General features: G+C 71.8%; 24 protein-coding genes. 18 read left to right on the forward strand and 6 right to left on the reverse strand.

Annotation, left to right across the window (positions count from 1 at the left end; genetic code table 11):
- Window positions 1-82: 82 nt before the first annotated feature.
- The 8 genes from EDF42_RS14355 (at window position 83) to EDF42_RS14390 (ending at window position 8,623) form a co-directional block, all read left to right on the forward strand.
- A complete protein-coding gene (locus tag EDF42_RS14355) occupies window positions 83-1,105 on the forward strand; it encodes a LacI family DNA-binding transcriptional regulator (RefSeq protein WP_185040968.1) in 1,023 nt (340 codons plus the stop codon).
- Window positions 1,106-1,497: 392 nt separating this feature from the next.
- Entirely contained in the window at window positions 1,498-2,817 is a 1,320-nt protein-coding gene (locus tag EDF42_RS14360; protein WP_123672930.1) for an ABC transporter substrate-binding protein, read from the forward strand.
- Window positions 2,814-3,785 (forward strand): carbohydrate ABC transporter permease, encoded by a 972-nt coding sequence (locus EDF42_RS14365; protein WP_185021092.1) that lies wholly within the window; start codon window positions 2,814-2,816, stop codon window positions 3,783-3,785. Before EDF42_RS14360 ends, EDF42_RS14365 begins: the two co-directional genes overlap by 4 nt.
- On the forward strand, window positions 3,785-4,633 hold the full coding sequence (locus EDF42_RS14370; RefSeq protein ID WP_228510603.1) for a carbohydrate ABC transporter permease: 849 nt from the start codon (window positions 3,785-3,787) through the stop codon (window positions 4,631-4,633). Before EDF42_RS14365 ends, EDF42_RS14370 begins: the two co-directional genes overlap by 1 nt.
- Window positions 4,634-4,756: 123 nt before the next feature.
- A complete protein-coding gene (locus EDF42_RS14375; protein ID WP_260235514.1) occupies window positions 4,757-5,494 on the forward strand; it encodes an acyl-CoA dehydrogenase in 738 nt (245 codons plus the stop codon).
- An 8-nt stretch (window positions 5,495-5,502) separates the two neighbouring features.
- Window positions 5,503-6,054 carry a signal peptidase I gene (locus EDF42_RS14380; protein ID WP_123672932.1) on the forward strand — a complete coding sequence of 184 codons (552 nt, stop codon included), beginning with the start codon at window positions 5,503-5,505 and terminating at the stop codon, window positions 6,052-6,054.
- Window positions 6,051-6,779, forward strand: a complete 729-nt coding sequence (locus EDF42_RS14385) for a hypothetical protein (protein WP_123672934.1) — start codon at window positions 6,051-6,053, stop codon at window positions 6,777-6,779. Before EDF42_RS14380 ends, EDF42_RS14385 begins: the two co-directional genes overlap by 4 nt.
- Entirely contained in the window at window positions 6,776-8,623 is a 1,848-nt protein-coding gene (locus EDF42_RS14390; RefSeq protein ID WP_123672936.1) for a choice-of-anchor G family protein, read from the forward strand. Before EDF42_RS14385 ends, EDF42_RS14390 begins: the two co-directional genes overlap by 4 nt.
- Before the next feature lie 67 nt (window positions 8,624-8,690).
- Here the strand turns inward: EDF42_RS14390 and EDF42_RS14395 are convergent, their stop codons facing one another.
- Entirely contained in the window at window positions 8,691-9,137 is a 447-nt protein-coding gene (locus EDF42_RS14395; protein WP_123672938.1) for a MarR family winged helix-turn-helix transcriptional regulator, read from the reverse strand.
- Window positions 9,138-9,258: 121 nt separating this feature from the next.
- On the opposite strand from EDF42_RS14395, the gene EDF42_RS14400 reads away from it, so the two are divergent.
- A complete protein-coding gene (locus tag EDF42_RS14400) occupies window positions 9,259-10,242 on the forward strand; it encodes an AraC family transcriptional regulator (protein ID WP_123672940.1) in 984 nt (327 codons plus the stop codon).
- 7 nt (window positions 10,243-10,249) lie between these two features.
- On the opposite strand, the gene EDF42_RS14405 is transcribed toward EDF42_RS14400, so the two are convergent.
- The gene (locus EDF42_RS14405; protein WP_123672942.1) at window positions 10,250-11,281 is read right to left on the reverse strand and encodes a LacI family DNA-binding transcriptional regulator; all 1,032 of its coding nucleotides are present in this window, start codon (window positions 11,279-11,281) and stop codon (window positions 10,250-10,252) included.
- 145 nt (window positions 11,282-11,426) lie between these two features.
- Here EDF42_RS14405 and EDF42_RS14410 point away from each other — a divergent pair, with 145 nt between their 5' ends.
- The 4 genes from EDF42_RS14410 (at window position 11,427) to EDF42_RS14425 (ending at window position 17,186) form a co-directional block, all read left to right on the forward strand.
- Entirely contained in the window at window positions 11,427-12,725 is a 1,299-nt protein-coding gene (locus EDF42_RS14410; protein WP_123672944.1) for an ABC transporter substrate-binding protein, read from the forward strand.
- 2 nt (window positions 12,726-12,727) lie between these two features.
- Window positions 12,728-13,750 (forward strand): carbohydrate ABC transporter permease, encoded by a 1,023-nt coding sequence (locus EDF42_RS14415; protein ID WP_123672946.1) that lies wholly within the window; start codon window positions 12,728-12,730, stop codon window positions 13,748-13,750.
- Entirely contained in the window at window positions 13,750-14,631 is an 882-nt protein-coding gene (locus EDF42_RS14420) for a carbohydrate ABC transporter permease (RefSeq protein ID WP_123672948.1), read from the forward strand. The genes EDF42_RS14415 and EDF42_RS14420 overlap by 1 nt, the downstream gene beginning before the upstream one ends.
- Before the next feature lie 107 nt (window positions 14,632-14,738).
- Window positions 14,739-17,186, forward strand: coding sequence for a glycoside hydrolase family 3 N-terminal domain-containing protein (locus tag EDF42_RS14425; protein WP_123673242.1), 2,448 nt, complete (start codon window positions 14,739-14,741; stop codon window positions 17,184-17,186).
- 64 nt (window positions 17,187-17,250) lie between these two features.
- Here the strand turns inward: EDF42_RS14425 and EDF42_RS14430 are convergent, their stop codons facing one another.
- Together EDF42_RS14430 and EDF42_RS14435 are read right to left on the reverse strand one after the other, a co-directional pair.
- Window positions 17,251-17,442 (reverse strand): hypothetical protein, encoded by a 192-nt coding sequence (locus EDF42_RS14430; protein ID WP_123672950.1) that lies wholly within the window; start codon window positions 17,440-17,442, stop codon window positions 17,251-17,253.
- Window positions 17,443-17,564: 122 nt separating this feature from the next.
- Window positions 17,565-18,419, reverse strand: coding sequence for a helix-turn-helix transcriptional regulator (locus EDF42_RS14435; protein WP_123340596.1), 855 nt, complete (start codon window positions 18,417-18,419; stop codon window positions 17,565-17,567).
- Window positions 18,420-18,520: 101 nt separating this feature from the next.
- Between EDF42_RS14435 and EDF42_RS14440 the strand changes: the two genes are divergently transcribed.
- From EDF42_RS14440 to EDF42_RS14460, 5 genes are all read left to right on the forward strand, one after another.
- Entirely contained in the window at window positions 18,521-19,378 is an 858-nt protein-coding gene (locus tag EDF42_RS14440) for an aldo/keto reductase (protein ID WP_123672952.1), read from the forward strand.
- A gap of 137 nt (window positions 19,379-19,515) precedes the next feature.
- Window positions 19,516-20,061 (forward strand): flavodoxin, encoded by a 546-nt coding sequence (locus EDF42_RS14445; RefSeq protein ID WP_260235515.1) that lies wholly within the window; start codon window positions 19,516-19,518, stop codon window positions 20,059-20,061.
- 52 nt (window positions 20,062-20,113) lie between these two features.
- On the forward strand, window positions 20,114-21,154 hold the full coding sequence (locus EDF42_RS14450; protein WP_221181034.1) for a LacI family DNA-binding transcriptional regulator: 1,041 nt from the start codon (window positions 20,114-20,116) through the stop codon (window positions 21,152-21,154).
- A gap of 90 nt (window positions 21,155-21,244) precedes the next feature.
- Entirely contained in the window at window positions 21,245-22,276 is a 1,032-nt protein-coding gene (locus EDF42_RS14455; RefSeq protein WP_123672954.1) for a Gfo/Idh/MocA family protein, read from the forward strand.
- 13 nt (window positions 22,277-22,289) lie between these two features.
- A complete protein-coding gene (locus EDF42_RS14460) occupies window positions 22,290-22,754 on the forward strand; it encodes a heme-degrading domain-containing protein (RefSeq protein ID WP_123672956.1) in 465 nt (154 codons plus the stop codon).
- Between the two features lie 323 nt (window positions 22,755-23,077).
- On the opposite strand, the gene EDF42_RS14465 is transcribed toward EDF42_RS14460, so the two are convergent.
- Together EDF42_RS14465 and EDF42_RS14470 are read right to left on the reverse strand one after the other, a co-directional pair.
- Window positions 23,078-23,377, reverse strand: coding sequence for a Dabb family protein (locus EDF42_RS14465; protein WP_123294686.1), 300 nt, complete (start codon window positions 23,375-23,377; stop codon window positions 23,078-23,080).
- Window positions 23,374-24,309: a hypothetical protein gene (locus tag EDF42_RS14470; RefSeq protein WP_123672958.1), complete on the reverse strand. Its 936-nt coding sequence runs from the start codon at window positions 24,307-24,309 to the stop codon at window positions 23,374-23,376. Before EDF42_RS14470 ends, EDF42_RS14465 begins: the two co-directional genes overlap by 4 nt.
- Between the last annotated feature and the right edge of the window lie 34 nt (window positions 24,310-24,343).

The raw sequence follows: 24,343 nt of genomic DNA on the forward strand, positions 1-24,343 counted from the left end.
TGCTCCTGGGGCGAGAAGCTAACAGATAAGCGCTTCACCTGTAAAGCGCTTTTCTGACTTCCCGCGCGCTAGGATCAGCGCCATGGCCACGATGCAGCAGGTCGCCGATCGGGCGGGGGTCTCGATCGCCACCGTGTCCTTCGTGGTGAACGGGACGAAGTACGTGACCCCCGGCACGACCGCGCGGGTGAAGACCGCGATGCGCGAGCTGAAGTTCCGCGGCAACGTCGTCGCCCGGGCCCTGGCGAGCCGGCGGACCCGGATCATCGCGCTGCTGTTCCCGACCACCGGCAACCGCTTCAGCCCGACCACCTCGCAGTTCTTCATGAGTGCGGCGGAACGGGCATCCGAGCGGGGACACCACCTCGTGCTCTGGCCGGTGGACCCCGCTGGAGACGACCTCGACGACCTCGTCTCGGGTGGGCTCGTGGACGGCGTCATCCTGATGGAGGTGCGGATGGACGACCCCCGCGTCGCCGTCCTCACCGACCTCGGCGTGCCGTTCACCCTGATCGGCCGGACCCGCGACAGCAGCGGTCTGCCCTTCGTCGACATCGACTTCGAGACGACCATCGAGGACAGCCTCGACCACCTCGAGACGCTCGGGCACCGCCGCTTCGGACTCGTGCTCGAGGACCTCGAGGGCACCCCGATGGCCGGCTACGCCCCACACCTGCGCGTCGAGGCGACCTTCCGGCGCGCGATCGCCGAGCGCGGGCTGGCCGGGACGGTCGTCACCGCCGGGCCGGGCAGCGACGGCGGACGGCAGGCCACGAGCGACCTGCTCGCGGCGGACCCCGACGTCACGGCGCTGCTCGTGATGAAGGACGACTCGTCCGCCGGCGTCCTGGTCGGCCTCTACACCGCCGGGCGGCGGGTCCCCGAGGACGTCTCCGTGCTCAGCATCGCGTCGTCCGAGGCCAACGCCGACCAGCACTACCCGCGGCTGTCGACGATGGTCGCCCCCGGCCAGGAGCTCGGGATCCGGGCCGCCGACGCCCTCATCGAGCAGCTCGACGGCACGTCCGACGACCTGCCGCACTTCCTGCTGCCGTGCACGCTCCGCACCGCGGAGTCCACCGCCCCCGCCCCTGCGCCCGCCTGACCACCTGCCGACCCCGCCCGCGAAAGCGACAGATCTCGGCGAACGGTTCGCGGCACACTGTCGCTTTCGCAGCACTGACGGGGGCACCTGCGCGCGTTCTGTCGCTTTCGCGACCACCTGCCGGACTGGAGGCGCGGGTCGTCCCCGCCACGGGCCTCCAGGCCGCCGCCCCGCGGCCCCACATCCCCACCCGCGAAAGCGACAGATCCCTGCGAACGTTCCGCGGCAGGGTGTCGCTTTCGCGACAGCGACCGAGCCGCCAGCGGCACAGTGTGCCCGCCGTCGCCCACCCCGAGACTCGGCCATGCCGCCGCCGCCCACCCACCGGGCGCTCAGGGTCCGTTGGTTGTGTGGACGCACAGGTTCGCAGCACCACACGTCGAGGAGGACGGATGGCCATCGACCGCAGGATGTTCCTGCTCGGGGGAGCGGGGGTGCTGCTCCTCGCGGGTTGCTCCACCCGCCCCGAGCGCACGCTGGTCCAGGACTGGCCCACCGACCCGCCGGAGGGCGAGGCGACGATCAGCTGGTGGGCGGGCCAGGTCGCCTCGAAGGACGGCGGTGACCTGCGGCGCCGGCTCATCGCCGAATTCCAGAAGGAGCACCCGAACATCCGGGTGCGCATCGTGAGCGCCCCGAGCGACACGGACACGAACCGGACGAGCCTGACGACGCAGATCGCGGCCGGCAGCAGCACGCCGGATGTCTACCTCGGTGACGTCGCGTGGCCCGGGCAGTTCGCGAAGAACAAGCTCGCCACCCCCGTGAACCAGCTCGTGGGCGAGGACTTCTTCGACCAGTTCCCCGAAGGACTGCGGCAGGCGGCGAGCGTCGACGGGACCTACTACATGTTCCCGCTCTACATCGACGAGTCGTTCTTCCTGTACCGGAAGGACCTGCTCGCGAAGCACTCCCTGCAGGTGCCGGGGTCGTGGGAGGAAGTGCGCGAGACGGCCGCGAAGCTCGTCGACACCGGTGACGTCAGCTACGGATTCGCGTTCCAGGGCGACGTGTACGAGGGCCTCACCTGCAACGTCACCGAGTTCGTCGCGGACGCCGGCGGCTCGCTGCTTAACGACGACCTGACGAAGCCCGAGACGACGAGCTCGGAGACGAAGCGAGCGTTCGAGTTCATGCGGTCCCTGATCACGGACGGCGCGAGCCCCCGGGCCACGCTGACGTACCAGGAGCAGGACACGAACGACGCCTTCTCCGGCGGTCGGGCGGCGTTCCTGCGCAACTGGTCGTACGCGTGGGGCATCGCGAACGGGCCGGACAGCCGGGTCGCGGGCAAGGTCGGGCTCGCCGCCCGTCCCACGTTCGACGGGCAGGACGAGCACCACTCGACCATCGGCGGGTGGGGGAACTACATCAACCCGCACACGCAGCAGCCCGCGGCGGCACTGACGTTCGCACGCTGGATGTCGAGCGAGACGGCGCAGCAGTTCCTGACCCGCGAGGGCGGCGTCCTGCCGGCCCGCAGCGCGTCGCTCGTCAGCGAGGACGCGAAGCAGCAGAAGCGCCCGACGTACGACACCGCTGCCGGCATCACGCTCGTGCCCCGTCCGACGTCGACGGCGTACTACCCGAAGGTCTCGCAGGGCGTGTACCAGAACGGCAACAGCATCCTCGGTGGGCAGGCCACGGTGGACGGCGGCACGAGCACGATGGCCTCCGCCATCGCGCTCGCCCTGCAGGGGGAGGCGCTGTGAGCGCCGGCACGGCCACACGCTCGGGCACCAGGCCGGGAGGCACGGGTCGCCAAGACCCGCCGCCCCGCCTGAGCGGGCGGTCGCGTCTCGACCGCATCCGCGCGCGGGGCGCGTGGGGCTTCGCGGCCCCGGCGCTCCTGGTCGTCGCGGCGGTGACGATCTTCCCGGTGGTCTACTCGATCGTCCTGAGCTTCGCGGACGTCGAGGTCGGCTACGAGGGGTTCACGATCCAGTCGTTCGGGCTCGGCAACTACGCGGCCCTGCTGCAGAGCGCCGACTGGTACCGCGCGCTCGGCTTCACGGTGCTGTACACGGTCGTGACCGTCTCGGTGGAACTCGTGCTCGGGATGCTCGTCGCCCTCGTGCTCGAGCGGCTCGGGGCCACGCGCGGCTGGATGCTCGCGCTGATGCTCATCCCGTGGTCGCTCGTCACCATCGTCAACGCGCAGCTGTGGAAGTACATCTACGACAGCACCTACGGCGTCGCGACGTGGTTCTTCGGCCTGTTCGGGGACGCCCCGGTGATCCTCGGCGAACCGGTGCCCGCGATCACGGGCCTGATGGTCGCGGACATCTGGAAGACGACGCCGTTCGTGGCGATCATCCTGCTCGCCGGGCTCGTGCAGATCTCCGAGGACCACTACGAGGCCGCGGAGCTCGACGGGGCCAGCACCTGGCAGACGTTCTGGCGGGTGGTCCTGCCGCAGCTCACCCCGACGCTGACGATCGCGGTGCTGTTCCGCATCCTGCAGGCGTTCGGGGTGTTCGACCTGCCGTTCGTGCTGACGAACGGCGGACCGGGCACCGCCACCCAGTCGCTCGCGATCATGGGTTACAAGGTCCTGTTCCAGGACATCAACATCGGCCCGGGCGCGGCGATCGCGACGTCCACCGCGATCATCGTCGCGGCCGGGTGTCTGCTGTTCCTCCGGGCGTTCCGGAACCAGGCGAAGGGAGGGGATGCCTGATGCCCCGTCAACGTGTGCGCAAGGGCTGGCGCAGGTGGGTCAACACCGTCAACGTCAGCGGCGTCGTCATCGCGGTGCTCACGGCGCTGCCGCTGTACTGGCTGGTGTCGACGTCGCTCAAGCCGGCGTCCGAGATCGGGCAGTCGCCGCCCACCGCGTTCCCGCAGTCGTTCACCCTCGACAACTTCGTGGTGGCCTTCCGCGACAACGCGCTCGGGCAGTACATGGTGAACAGCGTCATCGTCTCGGTGTCGACGACGGTGATCGTGCTCGCGCTGGCGTTCCTGGCGGGCTACGCGCTCGCCGGCCGGTGGATCAAGGGCCGTACGGCGATCATGACGTCGCTGCTCATGCTGTCGGTGTTCCCGGCGATCGCGGTGCTCACGCCGCTGTACCTGCTCGAGCGCAACCTCGGACTGCTCAACTCGTACCCGGGCCTGATCGTGCCGTACGTCGCGTTCAACCTGCCGTTCGCCATCTGGATCATGCGGAACTACCTGGTCGGGATCCCCTCGACGATCGAGGAAGCGTCCGAGATCGACGGGGCCGGGGCCTGGCGCACCGTGCTCAGCGTGATCCTGCCGATGGCGAAGCCGGGCCTGTTCACGGTCGGCGTCTTCACGTTCACAGCGTCGTGGAGCGAGTTCCTGATGGCGCTGACGTTCAACAGCGAGAACTCGTTCCGGACGATCCCGGTCGGCATCGCGCTGTTCGGCACGCAGTTCACGGTGCCGTTCGCGCAGATCTTCGCGGCGAGCGTCGCGGCGACGGTGCCGATCGTGATCCTGGTGCTCGTCTTCCGCCGCTCGATCGTGTCGGGGCTCACCTCCGGTGCCGTCAAGGGGTGACGCGTCCATTGATTCCTGAGGGATAGTCCGCCAGGATCGGAGCAGACGTCGACGGCGACGGCCAGGACCAACCACCCCGGCCGTCGCCGCCACCGATCGGCGTCACGGATCAGGAGACACGTCATGGCTGACAGCACTGCGCCCCCGCGCGCCCGCAACCACGGCCGTCGTGCCGCGGACGACACCGCCCGCCGCACCCGGCGTCGCAACCGGGCGTTCGCGCTCGCTGCCGGCGGGGTCCTCGTCATCGGCGGTGCGGGTTACACGCTCGCGTCGTGGACGGACACCGAGTGGGTGTTCGGCGGCAACGGCTCGGGCGGGCCGGGCGTGGGGACGTCCGGGTTCGAGGTCGAGCAGAACGTCACGGCGCCGTTCGCCGCGGCGGGCTTCACCTCGGACGAGACGAACCCGGGCCAGGCGCTCCGGTTCACGGTCGACGCGCTCGCCCTGTCGCCGGGCACCGCGACCTACGCCCCCGTCGCGCTCCGCACCACCGCCGACTCGATCGCCGGCGACCTGGTGCTCCGGGCAGCGGTGCCGGCGACCGGGGTCACGGTCTCCGACGCCGACGACGTGCTGTGGAACGCCCTGCAGGTCCGGGTCGCCGCGATCACGGACACCACCGCCGTGTGCGACGCCACCGCGTTCGACGTGCCGTGGACGAGCGTCGCGTCCGGGCCGCTCGGCACGGCTGCCGCGACGATCGCGCGGCCCCTCGCCGCGGCCGGCGGGTCGACGCAGGTGTACTGCTTCGAGGTCTCGCTGCCCGCGTCGCCGACCCTGCCCGCCGGCACGTCGGTCGACGCGCTCCAGGGGCGGACGGCCGCGCCCGCGTGGCAGTTCGCCGCCGAGTCCGACTGAGCGCGGCCGTGCGCGGCTCCACCGCGCCGACGTCCTCCGACGAGGGCGTGGCGCCGCCCCGTCGTCCCGCCGACCGCGTCCGCTCCGTCGTCCTGACGGTCGCCGGCGCGATCGGACTCACGTGCCTGCTCGCCTGGGCCGCCGTGGCGTTCACCGGACTGTCGTTCGTCGTCGTCACGACCGGGTCGATGGCCCCGACGATCCCCGCGGGTGGGCTCGCCATCACGCACCGCGTCCCCGCGGCCGAGATCACCGACGGGGACGTCGTCACGGTCCCACGTGCGGGGTCGGCCCTGCCCGTCACCCACCGGGTGGTCGCGGTGGACCGGGTCCCGGGGGACTCCGCGGCGCGGTCGCTGACCCTGCGGGGCGACGACAACGCCTCCGACGACCGCGACCCGTACGTCGTCCGGCACGCCGGACTCGTGCTGGCGCACGCCCCCGGCCTGGGCTCGGTGCTCGTCGTGGTCACGAGTGCCCCGGCCCGTGGGCTGGCGGTCGCGCTCGTCGGCGTGCTCGTCGCGTGGGCGTTCTGGCCGGCCCGGCGGGAGGACTCGTGACCCGCGTCCTCGCCACCTCCGCGGCGGTCGCCGCGGTGCTCGTCGGTGCGACCGGGATCGGCACGACGGCGGTGGCGGTCGCCGCGACGGACTGGAGGCCCGTGGCCGAGACCGGCACGCCGGGCCGGTTGGCGCTGCACACCGGTCCGGAGCCCCTCGTGCTGCCCGAGCCGGGGAACGACGCGGACGTCACGTGGCAGGTGCGGACGAGCGTCGACGAGCCCGGCCCGGTCACCCTCGACCTGCAGCTCACGGGGCGGGGCGGCCTGCCGGGCGGGACCGACGGCGTGCTCGTGTCGGTCGCGACGTGCGACCAGCCGTGGGCGGACCCGTCCGGAGCCCCCACGTGTGGCGGGCCGACGGCCGCCCTCGTCGACACGGTCCCCCTCGTCGACTGGGCGACCTCCGCGCCGTCGGTCCGTGTGCCCGACCCGGACGGCGACGGCTCGGCGTACCTGCTCGTCCGGCTGTCCCTCGGTGACGCCGCGACCACGGTGCCCCGGACCGCCGAGGTCGGCGTCGGCGTGACCGCCCGCGGCGGGGACCCCGTCGTGCCCGGACGCCCGGCGCACGGCAGCGGCGAACGCGACGGAGACGGCGTTGGCGTCGGCCCGGCCGTGCTCGCGATGACGGGTGGCGGGTTCGCGGGGCCGGTGCTCGTCGCGGTCGCGGCCCTGCTCACCGGCGTCGCCCTCCGGCTCCGACGCCCCGGGAGCCGGTCGTGAGCCGGCGTCCGCTGCACCTGCGCCCTGGCCGGATCGCGGTCGTCACCGGCATCGTCGTCGCAGCAGCCCTGGTCACGCCCACCGCCGTCCCGAGCACCGCGTCGTGGTCGGACCGCGAGTGGGCGCACGGGGCCGTGGGGACGTCGTCGTTCGACTGCGGCGCCGACGCGGACTACACGTCGACGGCCTCGAGCCGGTTCCTGGGCGGGAGCATCGCCGGCATCGACCTCGACGACGTCGCCACGGTGCGCGGGGTCGACGTCGCGAAGACCGGCGCCGCACCGGCATCGGTCGAGCCGGCCACCGCGCCCGAGCTCGGCACCGGCGGCCGCCCGTTCACGCAGGCGTTCGGCAACCCGCTCGACGTCGGGCTGCTCGGCGACGTGGCGGGCATCGACCTCACCGGTCTCGGCCTCGGACTGCCGGCCGGTTCGGCGGGCGCGGTGAACCAGGTCGCGACGGCGTCGGGCACCGGTGACGCGGTGGCGGCATCCGGGCTCGTCGCGGACTCCGGTGGCGTGCTCGTCACACCGACGACCCCGTCCGGCGACCTGCCCGACCCGGCGTCGATCACGCTCGGCCGCGCGCTGCCGGGCATCGCGGACGTCACCGACGTGGGGCTCGACGTCGGAGCCGTCGGTGCGAGTGCGCAGCTCGCCGGGTGCGACGCGATCAGCGACGACGTGTGGGGCGGGGTCGTCCAGCGCACGCTCGCGACGAACCTGCGGGCCGCAGTGCAGCAGGTCGCTGCCGACAGCGGGCCCGCCGGGCTCGAGCGCGACTACGGGATCGCGAGCCTCGACCTCCGTGTGGACAGCCCGCTCGTCGGCGCGCTCGTCACGGCGGTGAACGACACCGTGGTGCAGCTCGACGCCGCGGTCGACGCGCTCGGCGGGCAGGACGGGGTGCTCGCACGGACGATCAACCAGGGCGTGCTCGGGGTGCTCGGCGGGCTCACCGGCAGCCTCGGGCTCGGCACCATCGGGGGCACGGTCGAGATCACCGGGCCGGACCTGGCGGGCGCGGTCGCGCCGCTGCTCGCCGAACCCGTGCAGGACGCCGGGGGCACGCTGTCGCTCGACCTGTCGGCCGGATCCGTCCGGGTCGACCTCGCGCACCTGCTCGGCGACGACGAGCACGGGCTCAACGACCTGCCCCCGAACCACGAGGTGGTGCTCGACGCCGTCACCCTCGGTGCGCTGGCCGACCGGCTCGGGCAGGTCGTGGACGCCTGGGCGGGGAAGATCACGACCGCCCTGACGACCGCGCTCGGGTCCCTGCACGTCCGGATCGCGCTCGCCGCCGACCTCAGCGCGCCCCTGGTGCTCGGCATCCGGGTGAAGATCGCCACCCTGTCGATCGGCGTCGACACCGGGGTCGCGGCGCTCATGGCTGGGCGGACGAAGCTGTCGGTCGGGGTCGCGCTGCTCGGACTCGACCTGGGTGGCCTGCTCGGGGTCGTCACCGGCCTCGCCACGTCGCTCGTGAACCCGTTGACCCAGGCGGTGGCGGGGACGCTCACGACCCGATTGTTCGCGCTCGTCGGGACGCTCGGCACGACGCTGACGACGACGATCGGCGGCCCGGTCGTCCGTGCGCTCGGGACGGTCCTCGCGCGGCTGCCCGGGGTGCTCTCGCTCCGGGTGAACGTGCAGCGGGACCTCGCGGCCGCCCCGACCCCGGCCGGCCGTGCGACGACCGGGCAGTACACGCAGACCGCACTCCGCCTGTCGATCGCGGACGCCCTGGTGCCCGGGGGACTGGCCCGCGTCGACCTGGCCAGCGCCGTGGTGGGGCCGAATTCGGTGTCGCTCGTCGGAACGGTCCGCCCCCGAGATAGGTAGCATCGTTACCTAGCTGCGCATGGTGGACAATCGCCGGAGCCGCACGCTGAGCGCCCGTAATCTGCCGTCAGGGGCTCGGGGCGCCGAGGTCGACGGCCGCGATGATGCGGTCGACGATCCGGACGAACCGGACCCTGTCCCGTTCCGAGAAGGAGGCCAACAGCTCGTGCAGGTGCTTGTTCGTGCCGTCCATGGCGATCGAGTAGTCGCGTCTGGCGGTCTCGGTCAGCTCGATGTGGCGACTCCGACCGTCGGCCGGGTTCGGCACGCGGCTGAGGTGCCCGCTCTGCTCGAGTCGGTCCACCATGCCGGTCACCGCCGGTCCGGTCAGGCCGAGGTGCTGCGCGAGGTCCTTCACGCGGACGGTCCGGTCGGCCGCTTCGGCGCGGGACACGAACTGCAGCACGGTCAGGTCGCTGCCGGAGACGTCGAGCTGGTCGCGCAGCCGCGCTCGCAGCGCGGACACTGCTGCTTCGAGTCGGGTCAGCGCCGCCACGAGGTCGAGATCACTCACGAGAGCGCTCCCTTCGAACCGATCGGGTCCGCGCCACCGTACGCCGTGCTCACCGGGTCAGCGTATCCACATAACGAGTCGCGCGGTCAGGTTCGGGTGTCCGGCACGGGGGTGATGCACCGTGACTGACACCTACGAGGCCCCGCGCGCCGGTGGACGTGCGAGCGAGTCGGTGCGCTTCGAGGTGTCCGGCACCGATCCGGAGTCCGCGGCGCGCGACCTGGCCGCGGTGCACGGTGCCGAGCAGTGGTCCGCCCAGCAGACCGGCGGCGAGTTCGTCTACCGCTACACCGCGGTCGGCGACACGGAGATCAGCATCCGTCGGTCCCAGATGCGCGGCGTGCTGCGCGGTGCGATGCCGATCAGCACCGACTACATCGTCGCGTGGATGACGAGCGGCAGCGCCCACCTCGACGTCGCCGGGCAGCGGGTGGACCTGCACCGGAACGTGCCGACCCTCCTGCCCTGCGACACCGCGTTCGTCTTCGCAGCCGAGGACCACGACCAGCGCCTGGTGCACCTCGACCGGGAGCTCGTGCACCGGATCGCCGGCGAACAGCTCGACCTGGGGGACCGGCCGCTCCGTTTCGACCACGCGCGCGAACCGGACAAGGCGATGTACGGCCGGTGGCAGGGTGCCCTCGCCGCGCTGTCCCGCGCGCTCCGTGTGGGCGGTCCGGACTCGGAGACCTGGACCGAGGCGAAGTCGCTCGCGATCGCCGCGTTCCTCGAGACCTTCCCGCCGCAGCTCGACGACCTGCCGGCGGAACTGGCCCTGCCGCGGAACGCCCGGCTGCGCGCCGCCGTCGAGTACGTCCACGCGCACGCGTCCGAGACGGTGACCATCGCCGACCTCGCCGCGGTGGCCGGCCTGAGCGTGCGGTCCGTGCAGGAGTCGTTCCGTCGGGTGTTCGACGTGTCGCCGCTCACCTACCTGCGGGACGTCCGTCTGGACCGCGTGCGCAGCGAGCTCCTCGGACTCGACCCGCAGGTCGGAGCGATCGGGGGCGTCGCCCGACGCTGGGGGTTCGCGCACCTCGGCCGGTTCTCGGCGTCGTACGCGGCGCGGTTCGGCGAGTACCCGAAGCAGACCCTGCGCCGCTAGCCGGGGGTCAGGCCCGCGGCGCGGGGCCGGTGCTGGAACGCACCCGCAGCGTGGTCGACAGACGGACGTGGTCCGACGCGGCTTCACCACGGAGCATCGTCAGCAGCATCTCGACCGCACGGGACCCGAGTTCGGCCAGCGGTTGCGACACGGTGGTGAGCGGCGGGGTGGTGATCGACGCCTGGGGGACGTCGTCGAACCCGACGACGGACAGGTCCTCCGGCACCCGCAGGCCGAGCTCTGCCGCGGCCCGCAGCACACCGACCGCCGAGGAGTCGTTCGCGGCGAACACCGCTGTCGGTCGCTCGTCCATCGTGAGCAGGTCGCGCGCGACAGCCGCGGACTGCTCCTCTTGGTAGTCGCCGTCGCGGACGAGCCGCTCGTCGATCGTGAGTCCGGCGGCGGTCAGCGCGGAGCGGTACCCGGCCTCGCGCAGCTGGGCGGACGCCAGGTCGACGCGGCCGCGCAGGTGCGCGATCCGGGTGTGCCCGAGCGCGAGCAGGTGCTCGACGGCCTGGACGGCCCCGCCCTCGTTGTCGGCGTCGACCGTCGCGTGGCCCTCGGGTCCGGTGTGTGGGTCGATCGCGACGACCGGGATCGACGAGCTCGACAGGGCTGTGGTCGGGGTGACGACGATGGCGCCGTCGATGAGGGTGCCGGACAGGCGTGACAGTGACCGGCGTTCCCAGCCCGGACGGTCAGCGCCGGTCATCAGGCCGGCGTAGGCGAGCAGCTCGTAGCCGGTGCCGGTCGTCGCGCTCGAGATGCCGCGCAGGAGCTCCGTCGAGAACGGCTCGAACTCGGGCACCAGGATCCCGACGACCCCGGTGCGGGAACTCCGCAGGCTGCGGGCGACCAAGGACGTCTCGTAGCCGAGGTCGGCGACGACCTGCTGCACGCGGATCATCGTGGCAGCGGCGACGCCGTCGCGCTGGTTGATGACCTTCGACACGGTGGGGATCGAGACCCCCGCGACCCGTGCGACGTCGCCGATCGTCACCCGGCCGGCACCGGGACGTGCACCGAGGGCCGAGTCCATGTGCTCACCGTACCGCTGATGTGCGCTGGAAACGGCGTAGAAAACGTTATCGATATCGATTGACAAGCGGCAGGAGCAGCTGGCACGCTCTCCGCAGCGGCAGTCGATGTCGCTGCATGTCAACGACGACACGAGGAGTTCCACGATGACGAGGAAGATCCGTGCCGCGGCAGCCATCGCGCTGATCGGGGCGACAGCACTGGTGGCCTCCGGCTGCTCGGCAGGCGGCAACGCGGCCGACGACGGCAACGGGAAGGTCACGATGACCTTCTGGCACAACTCCACCACCGGACCGGGCAAGGCCTACTGGGCCTCGACGGTCAAGGCGTTCGAGGCGAAGTACCCGAACGTCACCATCACGACGCAGGCCATCCAGAACGAGGACCTCGACGGCAAGCTGCAGACCGCGCTCAACTCGGGCGACGGACCGGACGTCTTCCTGCAGCGCGGCGGCGGCAAGATGGACGCGATGATCGCCGCCGGGCAGCTCATGGACATCTCCGACTCGATCAGCGCCGACGCGAAGAAGTCGATCAGCGCCGGGACGTTCGCGGGCTACGAGAAGGACGGCGCCACCTACGCCATGCCCGGGGCCGTGCTCCCCGAGGGCATCTGGTACTCGAAGGACCTGTTCCAGAAGGCCGGCATCGACGGCACCCCGACGACGATGGACGAGCTGAACGACGACATCGCGAAGCTCAAGGCCGCCGACATCGACCCCGTCGCCGTCGGTGCGAAGGACGCCTGGCCCGCCGCCCACTGGTACTACAACTTCGCGCTGCGCGAGTGCAGCCAGAAGACGCTCGAGGGCGCGGCGAAGTCGCTGAAGTTCGACAACGCGTGCTGGACGAAGGCCGGCGAGCAGCTCGAGGACTTCACCGCGACGAAGCCGTTCAACGACGGCTTCCTGACGACCGCTGCCCAGCAGGGTGCCGGCAGCTCCGCCGGACTCCTGGCCAACCACAAGGCCGCCATGGAACTCATGGGCGCGTGGGACCCGGGCGTGATCAGCTCGCTCACCCCGGACGGCAAGCCGCTGGCCGACCTCGGCTGGTTCCCGTTCCCCACGATCGACGGGGGCAAGGGTGACCCGAAGTCGATGATGGGCGGCGTCGACGGCAACTCCTGCTCGGCGAAGGCTCCGAAGAAGGCCTGCACGGACTTCCTGAACTTCATCGTGCAGAAGGACAACCAAGAGGCCTACTACACGGCGTTCCAGGCCATCCCGGTCAACCAGGAGGCCCAGTCGGTCGTCGACGCGGACTACCTGAAGTCGGCGCTCGCCGCCTACCAGGACGCGCCGTTCGTCTCGCAGTACCTGGACACCCTGTACGGCCAGAACGTCGGCAACGCGCTGAACACCAGCGTCGTCGACCTGCTCGCCGGCAAGGGCAGCGCGAAGGACATCGTGGACACCACCAACCAGGCCGCGGCCAAGGGCTGACCATGACCCTCGACACCTCGCTCGGCACGCCTCCGACCACCGGGTCGGACACGGCCGCGGGGACGTCCCCGGCGGGGAGCGGTGCGCCGCTCCCCGCCGGTCGGCGGTCCACGCGCCGCATCGCGGACTGGCGGAAGCGCGTCGAGATCGCGGTGCTCGCCGGCCCCGCGGTCATCGTCTTCGTCACCTTCGTGATCCTGCCCGTGGTGCTCGCCGCCTACTACGGGTTCTTCAAGTGGCAGGGCTACGGCCCGCCAACCGACTTCGTGGGGCTGCAGAACTACCTGATCATCTTCCAGGACAAGGCGTTCCACGCGGTCCTGATGCACAACGGCTTCATCGTCGTGCTGTCCCTCGTGCTGCAGGGGCCGATCGCCATCGTGCTCGCCCTGCTGCTCAACCAGAAGATGCACGGCCGCGGGCTCGTCCGCGTGCTCGTGTTCGTGCCGTACGTCATCTCCGAGGTGATCGTCGGCACCGGCTGGAGCCTGATGCTCCAGTCGAACGGCGCGGTGAACGACCTGCTCCAGGGCATGGGCCTCGGCGGGCTGCGGGCCGACTGGCTGTCCAACCCGGACATCGCCATCTGGACCCTGCTCGTGATCATCTCGTGGAAGTACATCGGCTTCGCGGTGATCCTGTTCCTGGCCGGCCTGCAGAGCATCCCCGAGGAGCTGTTCGAGGCGGCGGCCATCGACGGCGCCGGTTACTGGCAGATCCAGCGGCGGATCACCCTGCCGCTGCTCGGCCCCACCATCCGGATCTGGGCGTTCCTGTCGATCATCGGCTCACTGCAGCTGTTCGACCTCGTCTACATCATCTGGGGGCAGTACATCTCGTCGACCGCCGGCACCTCGACGATGGCGACGTACATGGTCGCCAACGGTCGCACGTCCGGCAACTTCGGTTTCGGCAGCGCCGTCGCTGTGGTCATGTTCGTGATCTCGCTCGCCGTCGCTCTGATCTACCAGCGCTTCGTGCTCCGCCGCGACACCGCGGGTGCACTCACCGAGAGGAAGAACTGATGGCCACCACGAGCATCGTCGCCCCCGGGCGGCGGGCCACGCGGGAGCGGCGGTCCAGCGCGGCCATCGGTCGCGCGAACCCGCTCACCTACCTGGTGGTGATCCTGTTCGTCGCCGCGAACCTCGCCCCGGTGCTGTACATCGTGCTGGGCGGCTTCCGGACGAACTCGCAGATCACCACGAGCCCGGCCGGGCTGCCAGCGCCGTTCGAACTCGGCAACTACGGATCCGTGCTGTCCAGCGGCATCTTCTGGCAGCAGCTCGCGAACTCGACGATCAGCGCCGTGACCACCACCGCGGGCGTCGTCGTGCTCGGACTGATGGTGAGCTTCGTGCTCGCCCGCTACCGGTTCGCCGGCCGCGGTGCGCTGTACGCCCTGTTCGCCGCCGGTCTGATGTTCCCGATCACCGTCGCCATCACGCCGCTGTACCTGCTCGTGAAGGACCTCGGGCTGACGAACAGCCTGGCCGGCGTGATCCTGCCGCAGATCGCCTTCGCCTTGCCGACCACGGTCATCATCCTGGTGCCGTTCCTGCGGGCGATCCCGGACGAGCTCGAAGAGGCAGCGTCGATCGACGGCGCCAGCCGCCTCGGGTTCTTCTTCCGCATGGTCGTGCCGCTGTCGCTGCCGGGCGTCGTCACGGTCGGCATCCTGGCGTTCATCGCGAGCTGGAACAGCTACATCCTGCCGCTGTTCATCCTGAACAACGAGGGCAGCTACACACTGCCGCTCGGCGTGCAGGCGTTCTCGTCGCAGTACTCGGTCGACACGGCCAAGGTGCTGGCGTTCACGTCGATGTCGATGATCCCGGCACTGGTGTTCTTCACCATCTTCCAGCGCCGCATCGTCGGCGGCCTGACCGGGGCGGTGAAGGGGTGACGACGACGGACGCGACCCGGGACACCGGACGCCAGCCGCGCCTCCAGGCCGACCACGACGCGCCCGACGCGACCGGACCCGACCGCGCCACCGCCCTGCTCGCCGCCATGACCCTCGACGAGAAGGCGGCGCAGCTCGTCGGCTACTGGCTCGACCAGACCGGCGTCGTCGCGCCCATGCAGGGTGAGATGGCGGCGGCCGCCGACGGCCGAACCCTGGCGGACATCACCCGCGACGGCATCGGCCAGTTCACCCGCGTCTACGGCACGCGACCGGTCGAACCCGACGACCGCGCGGCCTGGCTGTGGGCGGAGCAGCGTCGACTCAAGCGCGAGACCCGGCTCGGGATCCCCGCGCTCGTGCACGAGGAGTGCCTGACCGGGCTCGCCGCGTGGAAGGCCGCGACGTTCCCCACCCCGCTGGCGTGGGGTGCGGCCTTCGACCCCGACCTGGTCGAGCAGGTCGGCGCCGCCATCGGCGCGTCGATGCGGCAGCTCGGCGTGCACCAGGGGCTCGCCCCGGTGCTCGACGTGGTGCGCGACCCGCGGTGGGGGCGGGTCGACGAGTGCATCGGCGAGGACCCGTACCTGGTCGGCACGGTGGGGACCGCCTACGTACGGGGGCTGCAGTCGGCCGGTGTCGACGCGACCCTCAAGCACTTCCTCGGGTACTCGGCCTCGCAGGCGGGGCGGAACCACGCGCCCGTGCACGCCGGGCCGCGCGAGGTCGCCGACGTGTACCTGCCGCCGTTCGTGATGGCCCTGCGCGACGGGGGCGCCCGGAGCGTCATGAACTCGTACGCCGAGATCGACGGCGTGCCCGTCGCGGCGAACGGTGAACTGCTGACCGGCCTGTTGCGTGACGAGCTCGGCTTCGACGGCACCGTCGTGGCGGACTACTTCTCGGTCGCGTTCCTCGAGGTGATGCACGGCATCGCCGCCGATCGTGGTGAAGCAGCGGCGCTCGCGCTCGAGGCGGGCATCGACGTCGAGCTGCCCACCGGGGACGCGTACCTCGCGCCGCTCGTCGAGCGGGTGCGGGCCGGTCTGCTCGACGAGCGCCTGGTCGACCGTGCGGTCCTGCGGGTGCTGCGGCAGAAGGAGCGACTGGGGCTGCTCGACCCGCAGGCGTTCGAGGACGAGCCGCCGACCGGGATCGACCTGGACACCCCGCTGCATCGCTCGTTGGCGAAGCAGCTGGCGGCGCGGTCACTGGTGCTGCTGTCGAACGACGACGTGGTCGCTGGCGCTGGCGCTGGCGCTGGCGCGGGCGCTGGCGCTGGGGCGCCGGCCGCCGCGCCCGTCCTGCCGTTGCGGCCCGGGGCGTCCGTGGCCGTCATCGGCCCGAACGCCGACCGCGCCGAGGCCCTGCAAGGCTGCTACTCGTTCGCCAACCACGTGCTCGCGTCGCACCCCGACCTGCCGCTCGGTTTCGCCATCCCGACCGTGCGCGAGGCGATGGTCGACGCCCTCGGCGACGACGCCGTGCGCTTCGCCGCGGGCTGCGCCGTCACCGGGTCCGACCGTGCCGGGTTCGCGGACGCCGTCGCCGTGGCCGCTGCCTCCGACGTCGCGGTCGTCGTCGTCGGCGACCAGGCCGGCCTGTTCGGCCGCGGCACCGTCGGCGAGGGGAACGACACCGAGTCGCTCGACCTGCCGGGCGTGCAACGCTCGCTCGTCGAGGCGGTCGTCGCCACCGGCACGCCGACCGTGGTGGTGCTGCTGACGGGTCGGCCGTACGCCATCGGGTGGGCGCTCGACGGCGCCGGTGTCGAAGCCGGCGCCGGCGTCGCCGCTGGCCCGGCCGGCGCGAGCCGAGTCGCTGCTGGCGCTCGCCGACCCGCGGCGGTCGTGCAGGCGTTCTTCCCCGGCGAGGAGGGCGGCACCGCCATCGCCGACCTGCTCACCGGCGCCGCGTCACCGTCCGGCCGCCTGCCCGTCTCGCTGCCCCGTGCCGCCGGTGCCCAGCCGTACACGTACCTGCACCCGCGACTCGGCGGGCCGTCCGACGTCACCGCCGCCGATTCGACGCCGATCCGCCCGTTCGGCTTCGGCCTCGGCTACACGACGTTCGCGTACGAGGAGCTGATGGTCGACGCGTCGGTGCCTTCCGACGGGCTGTTCGATGCTTCGGTGACCGTCCGGAACACGGGCGCACACGCGGGCGAGGACGTCGTCCAGCTCTACGGGCACGACGTGTACGGCAGCGTCACCCGACCGGAGGTCCAGCTGCTCGGCTACGCGCGCGTCGCGCTCGCCGCGGGGGAGTCCACCCGGGTCCGCTTCCGCGTCCCCGTCCAGCGGTTCGCGTTCACCGACCGTCGCATGCGCCGGGTCGTCGAGCCCGGGGACGTGCAGGTCTGGGTCGCGTCCCACGCGGCGGCGTCACGACCGGGAGGCCCGGTGCCGGCAGGTGGGATCGTCGCGTCCGGTGGTGGGTCGGTCCGACGGCCCGTCCCCGGCTCCGCCACGGAGCGCGCCACGGTCGACGTGACGGGGCCGGTGCACGAGGTCACGCTGGACGACCCGCGGATGGTCGAGTGGACGGTGGCCTGAACCGGGGCTGCGCCGACGGGGAGGGCCGTGCGGACGGATCAGGACACACGGCTCGTCGCCGCGGTCAGTGCTCCGTGACGAGCGCCTCGACGTTGTTGCCGTCGGGGTCGCTCACGAACGCCGTGCAGGCGCGGTACTCGGGCCAGTACCGAGGCTCGTGGCGCGAGACCCCGCCGGCTGCGCCGGCCGCCCGGTGGAACGCGTCGACCTCGGTTCGGCTCGCCGCCTCGAACGCCAGGTGCAGGCCACGGGTCACCGTCGCCGTCGTGGGTGCGGTCTCGACCGAGACGCTCGGAGTGTCCTGGTCGGTGACCCAGTACTCCGCGATGGACTCGGTGCGGTAGGCGAGGACCGGGCACGGGAGGGACGGTACCCGGGTCAGCTCGTGGCGGAGGTCGCCGACAGGCTGCCGAGCAGGGTGAGACGTTCTTCGGTGGGGGACCCGGCTGTCGCCGTGCAGGCGTACATGGTCCACCCGGGGCTGTCGGGAAGGTCGAACGCCTCGTAGGTGAACTCGAGGTCGCCGACGTCGGGATGGTGGATCCGCTTCGCGCCGGTGCGGTGGAACCGGACGTCGTGGGCAGCCCAGCGGGCCCGGAACTCGTCGGACCGGGTCACGAGCTCCCCGATGAGTCCGGTGAGGTCCTTGTCGTGCGGGTGTTGTCCGGCGGTCTGTCGGAGCGTCGCGACGATGCTGTTCGCACCCGCCACCCAGTCCGGGTAGAAGGCCCGGGCGGCAGGGTCGAGGAACGTGAAGCGTGCGTTGTTGCCCTGCGCGCCCGGGGCGTCGAGGACCGGTGCCAGGAGCGCCCGGCCGAGCGGGTTCGTCGCGACGATGTCCATCTGCCGGTTCCGCACCCACGTCGGTGTCCCCGTGACCGTGTCGAGGAAGCGTTGGAGACTCGGACGCACGACCGGTTCCGGCGTGGTGGTCCGCCGACGGATCGGGGCCGGAGCCGCGCCGCGGGCGAGGTCGTGCAGGTGCTCGGTCTCGGCGTCGTCCAGTTGCAGCGCACGGGCGATCGCCTCGAGGATCTCGGTCGACACCCCGGAGAGGTTCCCGCGCTCGATCTTGGCGTAGTAGTCGATGCTCGTCCCCGCGAGCATCGCGACCTCCTCGCGACGGAGCCCGGGGACGCGCCGCCGACCGCCGCTGATGAGGCCGGCCTGCTCGGGCGTGATGCGAGCACGCCGGGTGCGGAGGAAGTCGCTGACCTCGGCCTGGTTGTCCATACTCCTCACCGTACGACGACGCGCTGTCGTGAAGGAGTGACTGCTGGTACACGGAAGAGCCCGCCCTCCCACGCACGCCGCCGCGGGAGTCTCATGGAGTCATGGCCAACACGACTCCCACAGTGACCCTCAACACCGGTACGACGATGCCGCAGCTCGGCTTCGGCGTCTACCAGATCCCCGCCGACGAGACCGAGCGGGCCGTCACCGATGCGATCACGGCCGGCTACCGACTGATCGACACCGCCGCCTCGTACGGCAACGAGGAAGCCGTCGGCCGGGGCATCGCCGCCAGCGGTGTGCCCCGCGAGGAGCTGTTCATCACCTCGAAGCTGTGGATCCAGCGCCGCGGCGAGGACGGCGCCCGTGAGGCGATCACCACGTCGTTGCACAAGCTCGGCCTGGACTACCTCGACCTGTACCTGATCCACCAGCCGTTCGGTGACTACTACGGCGAGTGGCGTGCCCTCGAAGCGGCGCACCGAGACGGCCGGCTCCGCGCGATCGGCGTGTCCAACTTCGCCTCCGACCGACTCGTGGACCTCATCGCGTTCGCCGACGTCGTGCCCGCGGTGAACCAGATGGAGACGAACCCGTTCCACCAGCAGGCCGACTACCAGGAGCTGCTGCAGAAAGAGGGCGTGCAGCTCGAGGCCTGGGCGCCGTTCGCCGAGGGCAAGAACGACCTGTTCGCCAACCCGGTCCTGTCCGAGATCGGTGCGGCGCACGACAAGTCGGTCGCGCAGGTCGTGCTCCGGTGGCTCGTGCAGCGCGGCGTCGTGGTCGTGTCGAAGTCCGTCAAGCCCGAGCGCATGCGGCAGAACCTCGACGTCGTCGACTTCGAGCTCACCGACGAGCAGATGGCGACGATCGCCGAGCTCGAGGCGGGTGAGTCGCAGTTCTTCTCCCACGTCGACCCCGACATGGTCCGCTGGCTCACCGGCCGCGCCGAAGCCTGATCTGCGTGCCCGGCCGGCAGCCCACCCGCCGCCAGGTGCTGCGGACCGCCACAGCGAGCACGCTCAGTGTCGCCGTGGGTGGGCTGTTGGCCGCGTGCACCACCGCGCCCACTCCGTCCACCACCCCGAGGAGCACCGTGTCCCCGACCGCGCGCGACGACCGCGTCCTGCTGGCGTACTTCTCCCGACCCGGCGAGAACTCCTGGAACGGCGGTCGGCGCACCATCGACACGGGCAACACCGAGGTCCTCGCCCGTCTGATCGGTGACCGGATCGACTGCGACGTCGTCCGCATCGAGGCCGCCGACCCCTACTCCGACCGCTACGACGCCACCGTGGCGCGCAACAGCACGGAGCAGGACGACGACGCCCGTCCGGAGATCGCGAGCGAACTGCCCGATCTGCGCGCCTACGACACGGTGCTGCTCGGGAGCCCGATCTGGAACGTCCAGCCGCCCATGATCATGGCGACCTTCGTCGAGGCCGTCGACCTGTCCGGCAAGCGGCTGCTGCCGATCGTCACGTACGCGGTGAGCGGTCTGGGCTCCACCGAGTCCTTCTACCGCGACCTCGACACCGGGGCGACGCTCGGCGAGGGGCTCGCAGTGCGCGGCGAAGACGTCCGCGAGCGCGCTGCCGGAGACGACCTCGACCGGTGGTTGCGGAACGTCGGGCTCACCTGACCGTCACGGGCCGCCTGGTCGGTGCGTCCTTTGCACGTGCCAGACTGGCCGGGTGACGACGGGGACCGACGACCTGCCGGAGCGGCGCCCCACCGGTGGCCGCCTGCCGACGATGCGCGACGTCGCCGAGCACGTCGGGATGTCCCGGCAGCTCGTCTCGCTCGTGCTCCGCGGTGCGCCCGGTCCCAGCGCGGAGTCCCGCGACCGGATCCTCGCGGCGGCCGCTGAACTCGGCTACCGGCCGCACACCTCGGCCCGGCTGCTCCGCGAGGGCCGCACGCGGCTCATCGGCGCGGTCTTCAGCATGCGCAACCCGTTCCAGGTCCGGTTCGTCGAACGGCTCTTCGCGCGTGCGGCCGAGCAGGGCTTCGGCGTCGCCCTCGGGCCCGCCGGCGCCGAGCGCTCCACGGACCAGGTGGTGGCCGACCTGCTCGGCGAACGCGTCGAGGCCCTCGTCGTGTTCAACCCCGACCCCGACGCGACCGCGCTCGAGGAGGCGAGCCGTCTCGTGCCGGTCGTGCTCCTCGGTGAGTGGACGGACGCCCCCTACGCCGACAACGTGCACGTGGACGAGGTCGGTGGGCTCCGCGCGGCGGTCGAGCACCTGGTCGCCCTGGGCCACCAACGCATCGCGTACCTCGGTGGCGAGGACGGGCTGGTCGGCCGCGATCGTGCGACCGCCTACCGCGACGCGATGCAGGTCGCCGGACTCGCAGCCGAGACCGACGTCGTCCCCAGCGGCTTCAGCGAAGAAGGTGGCGCCGCAGCCGCCCGCAAGCTCGTCGCCCGCGACACCCTGCCCACCGCCGTGGTCTGTTGCGGTGACCAGTGCGCCACCGGCCTGCTCGCCGTCTTCGCGCAGCACGGGGTCGACGTGCCGGGGCGGGTGTCGGTGGTCGGCTTCGACGACAGCTACCTCGCGTCGCTCAGCTACCACCGCCTGACGTCGGTGCACCAGGACGTCGAGGCGACGGTCGACGCGGCGCTCGCTGCGGTCCTCGACCGGACCTCGGGTGACGGTGGTGCGCGACGTCGGGTCGCGACACCGACCGGCCTCGTGGTGCGCGATTCGACGGGTCCCGTCGCGCGCTGACCCGGAACGACATCGTGGTCGTCGCACGACGTCGATCATGTCGTTCCGCACCGCCCACCCGTCGTTTTGGCTCGTGCTAACCTCGCCACCATGATCCCGAGCTCCCTGCCTGAACCCGACGTCTTCACCGCCGACTCCGGCGAGCCCGCCCTGCGTTGGGGCATCGTCGGCCCCGGCTGGATCGCCGGTGAGTTCGCCGACGCGCTCGGTGCCCACACCGCCCAACGCGTCGTCGCGGTGGCCTCACGTTCGCTCGACCGGGCCGAACGGTTCGCCGCGGAACGGGGGATCGAGAACGCGCTCGGCAGCGTTGACGCACTGCTGGCACGGTCCGATGTCGACGTCGTGTACATCGCGACGCCGCAGAGCGACCACGCGCCGACCGCCCTCGCCGCGATCGCCGCCGGCAAGCACGTCCTGGTCGAGAAGCCCTTCACGGTGACCGCTGCCGAAGCCCGTGCGGTCGCCGATGCCGCCCGCGCGGCCGGCGTGTTCGTCATGGAGGCGATGTGGAGCCGCTACCTGCCGCAGGCCTCGGTGCTCCGGACCCTGCTCGCGGACGGTGCGCTCGGTGCGGTGCGCAGCGTGCTCGCCGACCACGGCCAGGCGATCCCGTTCGGCCCGGACCACCGGCTGTTCCGTCCGGAGCTCGGCGGGGGAGCGCTGCTCGACCTCGGCATCTACGCCGTGCAGTTCGCCTCGATGGTGCTGGGGTCCCCGGACCGCGTCACGGCACGGGGCCGGATGACCGAGTCCGGCGTCGACGCCGCCGGCTCGCTCGTCCTCGAACACGGCGCCGCCCAGGCCGTCCTGCACACGACCATCGCCGCGCGGACGCCGACGACCGCGTCGATCGCCGGCACCGAGGGCACGATCGACTTCGCCGGACCGTTCTACAACCCGACGACCTTCACGATCTCGGCAGCAGCACACGGTTCGCCCGCCCTGCACTGGCAGGACCCGACACCCCTGCGGGGCTTTGCCGCCCTGGCCTGGGAAGCCACCGCCCTGGCACGCTTCGTCGGCGAGGGGCGGACGGAGTCCCCGTTCCACACCCTCGACGAGACGATCTCGATCCTCGAGACCATCGACACCGCCCGCGCGCAGATCGCCACGGGTTGAGCAGGAGACGATGATGTCCGACCCCATCACCACCCTCGAACAGCAGGAGCGCGACCTCGTGCTCGACGCCTTCACCCACGACGACGCCTGGGAGCTGGGCTCCCTGATCCGCGGCATCGCCCACGAGGCCGGCCACGCCGTCGGCATCGACATCCGGCGTCCTGGCCTCGGGCTGTTCCGCGCGGCGACCCCGGGCATCACCCCGGACCAGCACGTCTGGATCGACCGGAAGGCCGCGGTGGTGCTCCGGATGGAGCAGTCGAGTGCGCTCGTCGACGCCCGGTTGTCCGCCGCCGGGGTCGATCCCGCCGCGATCGGGTGGCTCGGCGCCGAGTACGCCGTGACCGGAGGGTCGTTCCCGATCCGGGTCCGCGGTGCCGGTGTGGTCGCGGCCGCGACGGCCTCCGGCCTGTCCTCGATGGAGGACCACGACCTGGTCGTCGCTGGCCTGCGCGCGTTCCTCGCCTTGCGTCCCTGACGCGACCAGATGCGGACGGGAGGCCCGGTGCCAGCTGGCACCGTGCCTCCCGTCCGTCACCCGGTCCCGTCCGCGACCCGTGAGGTTCCACGACTTGCCGCTCACGTTCCCCGGGGTTCCGCGGACGGCCCCTGGGCGCCCCGAGATGCGAGGATTTCGGAACCTGAGGGTTCCCTTCGCAGCCCGCGTCCGCGATCCGCGAGGTTCCACGACTTGCCGCTCACGTTCCCCGGGGTTCCGCGGACGGCCCCTGGGCGCCCCGAGATGCGAGGATTTCGGAACCTGGGGGCGCCCGGCGGGCGCCAGGCGGACGACCCGAGCGCTCAGGCTGGCAGCGGCACGAAGTCGAACTCCTGGAACGATGCGACCTCGTCCGCCCAACGGGTGGCGACGAAGCGCTGGTGCGCGGGGTGTGCGTCGTACGCCGAGTAGGTGTCCTGGTCGGCGAACGCCATCGAGAACTGGAACCGGAAGTCGCTCTGTGTGGACACCTGGCGGGACACCGTGAAGTCCTGCACGCCGGGGATCGCCGGCAGGGTGTCGCGGGCGGTCTCGAGGAACGCTGCCTCGTGCGGGGAGCCGGCGGCGTGGACGAGCGTGAAGCAGACGGTGTGGACGATCATGCGGGGTCTCCGGTGGGGTAGTCGACGAAGGCGAAGGCGGACCCGTCGGGAGCCCACCCGTTGACGTTGAGGGTGCCCTGCCCGCCGTCGAGCTCGACGATGGTCTCGGCTGCCTGCCAGACCTCGGGTCCCCAGGCGCTGACGGATCCGTCACCGGTGACGAGGCGCAACCGCACGCGCTCGTCGGCCGGGTGCCCCTCGGTGCCGGGCGGGAAGGACAGGTAGACGGCGGCGTCGTCGGTCGGGGCGGGGTGCGGGAACCAGTTGACGTGCTCGTCGACCGTGAGCTGCTCGATCCCGGTGCCGTCCGGTCGGACCCGGGCGATCTGCGCGTGCCCCGGTGCGGACTCGAACTGCTCGGTGTTGAACAGGATCCACGCGCCGTCGGGCGTCCACTCCGGGCCGTCGGCCGCGGAGGGGTCCGTCGTCACGGCGCGGTCCGAGCTGCCGTCGACGCCCATCACCCGGATTGTGCCCGAGGCCCAGACGGCGTCACCGGACGGGTCGAGCCGGACGTAGGCGAGCTCGGAGCCGTCGGGGCTGACGCCGTGCAGGAAGTGCAGACCGCCGTCGTCCGCGGTGACCCGGGTCGCTGCGCCGCCGGCGAGCGGGGCACTCCAGATGTGGAAGTCGTTCGCGCTGACGTGCACGGTGACACCGTCGGGATCGAGCACGTGGTCGTTGTTCAGGGGTGGGACGCCCTCGATCGCGACGTGCTCCGGAGCTGCGGCGCCGTCGGCCGGCATCGTCCAGAGGACCCCGTCGCCGTTCAGCACGAGACGGCCGTCGGTGGTCCAGTTCGGCGCTTCGTAGAGCCGCTCGGCGGACTCGTGCACGGTCGTCACGCTGCGGTCGGCTCGGTGCCAGATCCGGATCCGGCAGGTCTGACCCGGTGCGAGCACGCGACCCGGGGCTTCATCGTCGAGGGGCATGGCACACCTTCCGCAGTGAATGTTGGCTCGTGAC

It is taken from the genome of Curtobacterium sp. PhB172 (assembly GCF_003752545.1).
In the GTDB taxonomy this organism is placed as follows: Bacteria; Actinomycetota; Actinomycetes; order Actinomycetales; family Microbacteriaceae; genus Curtobacterium.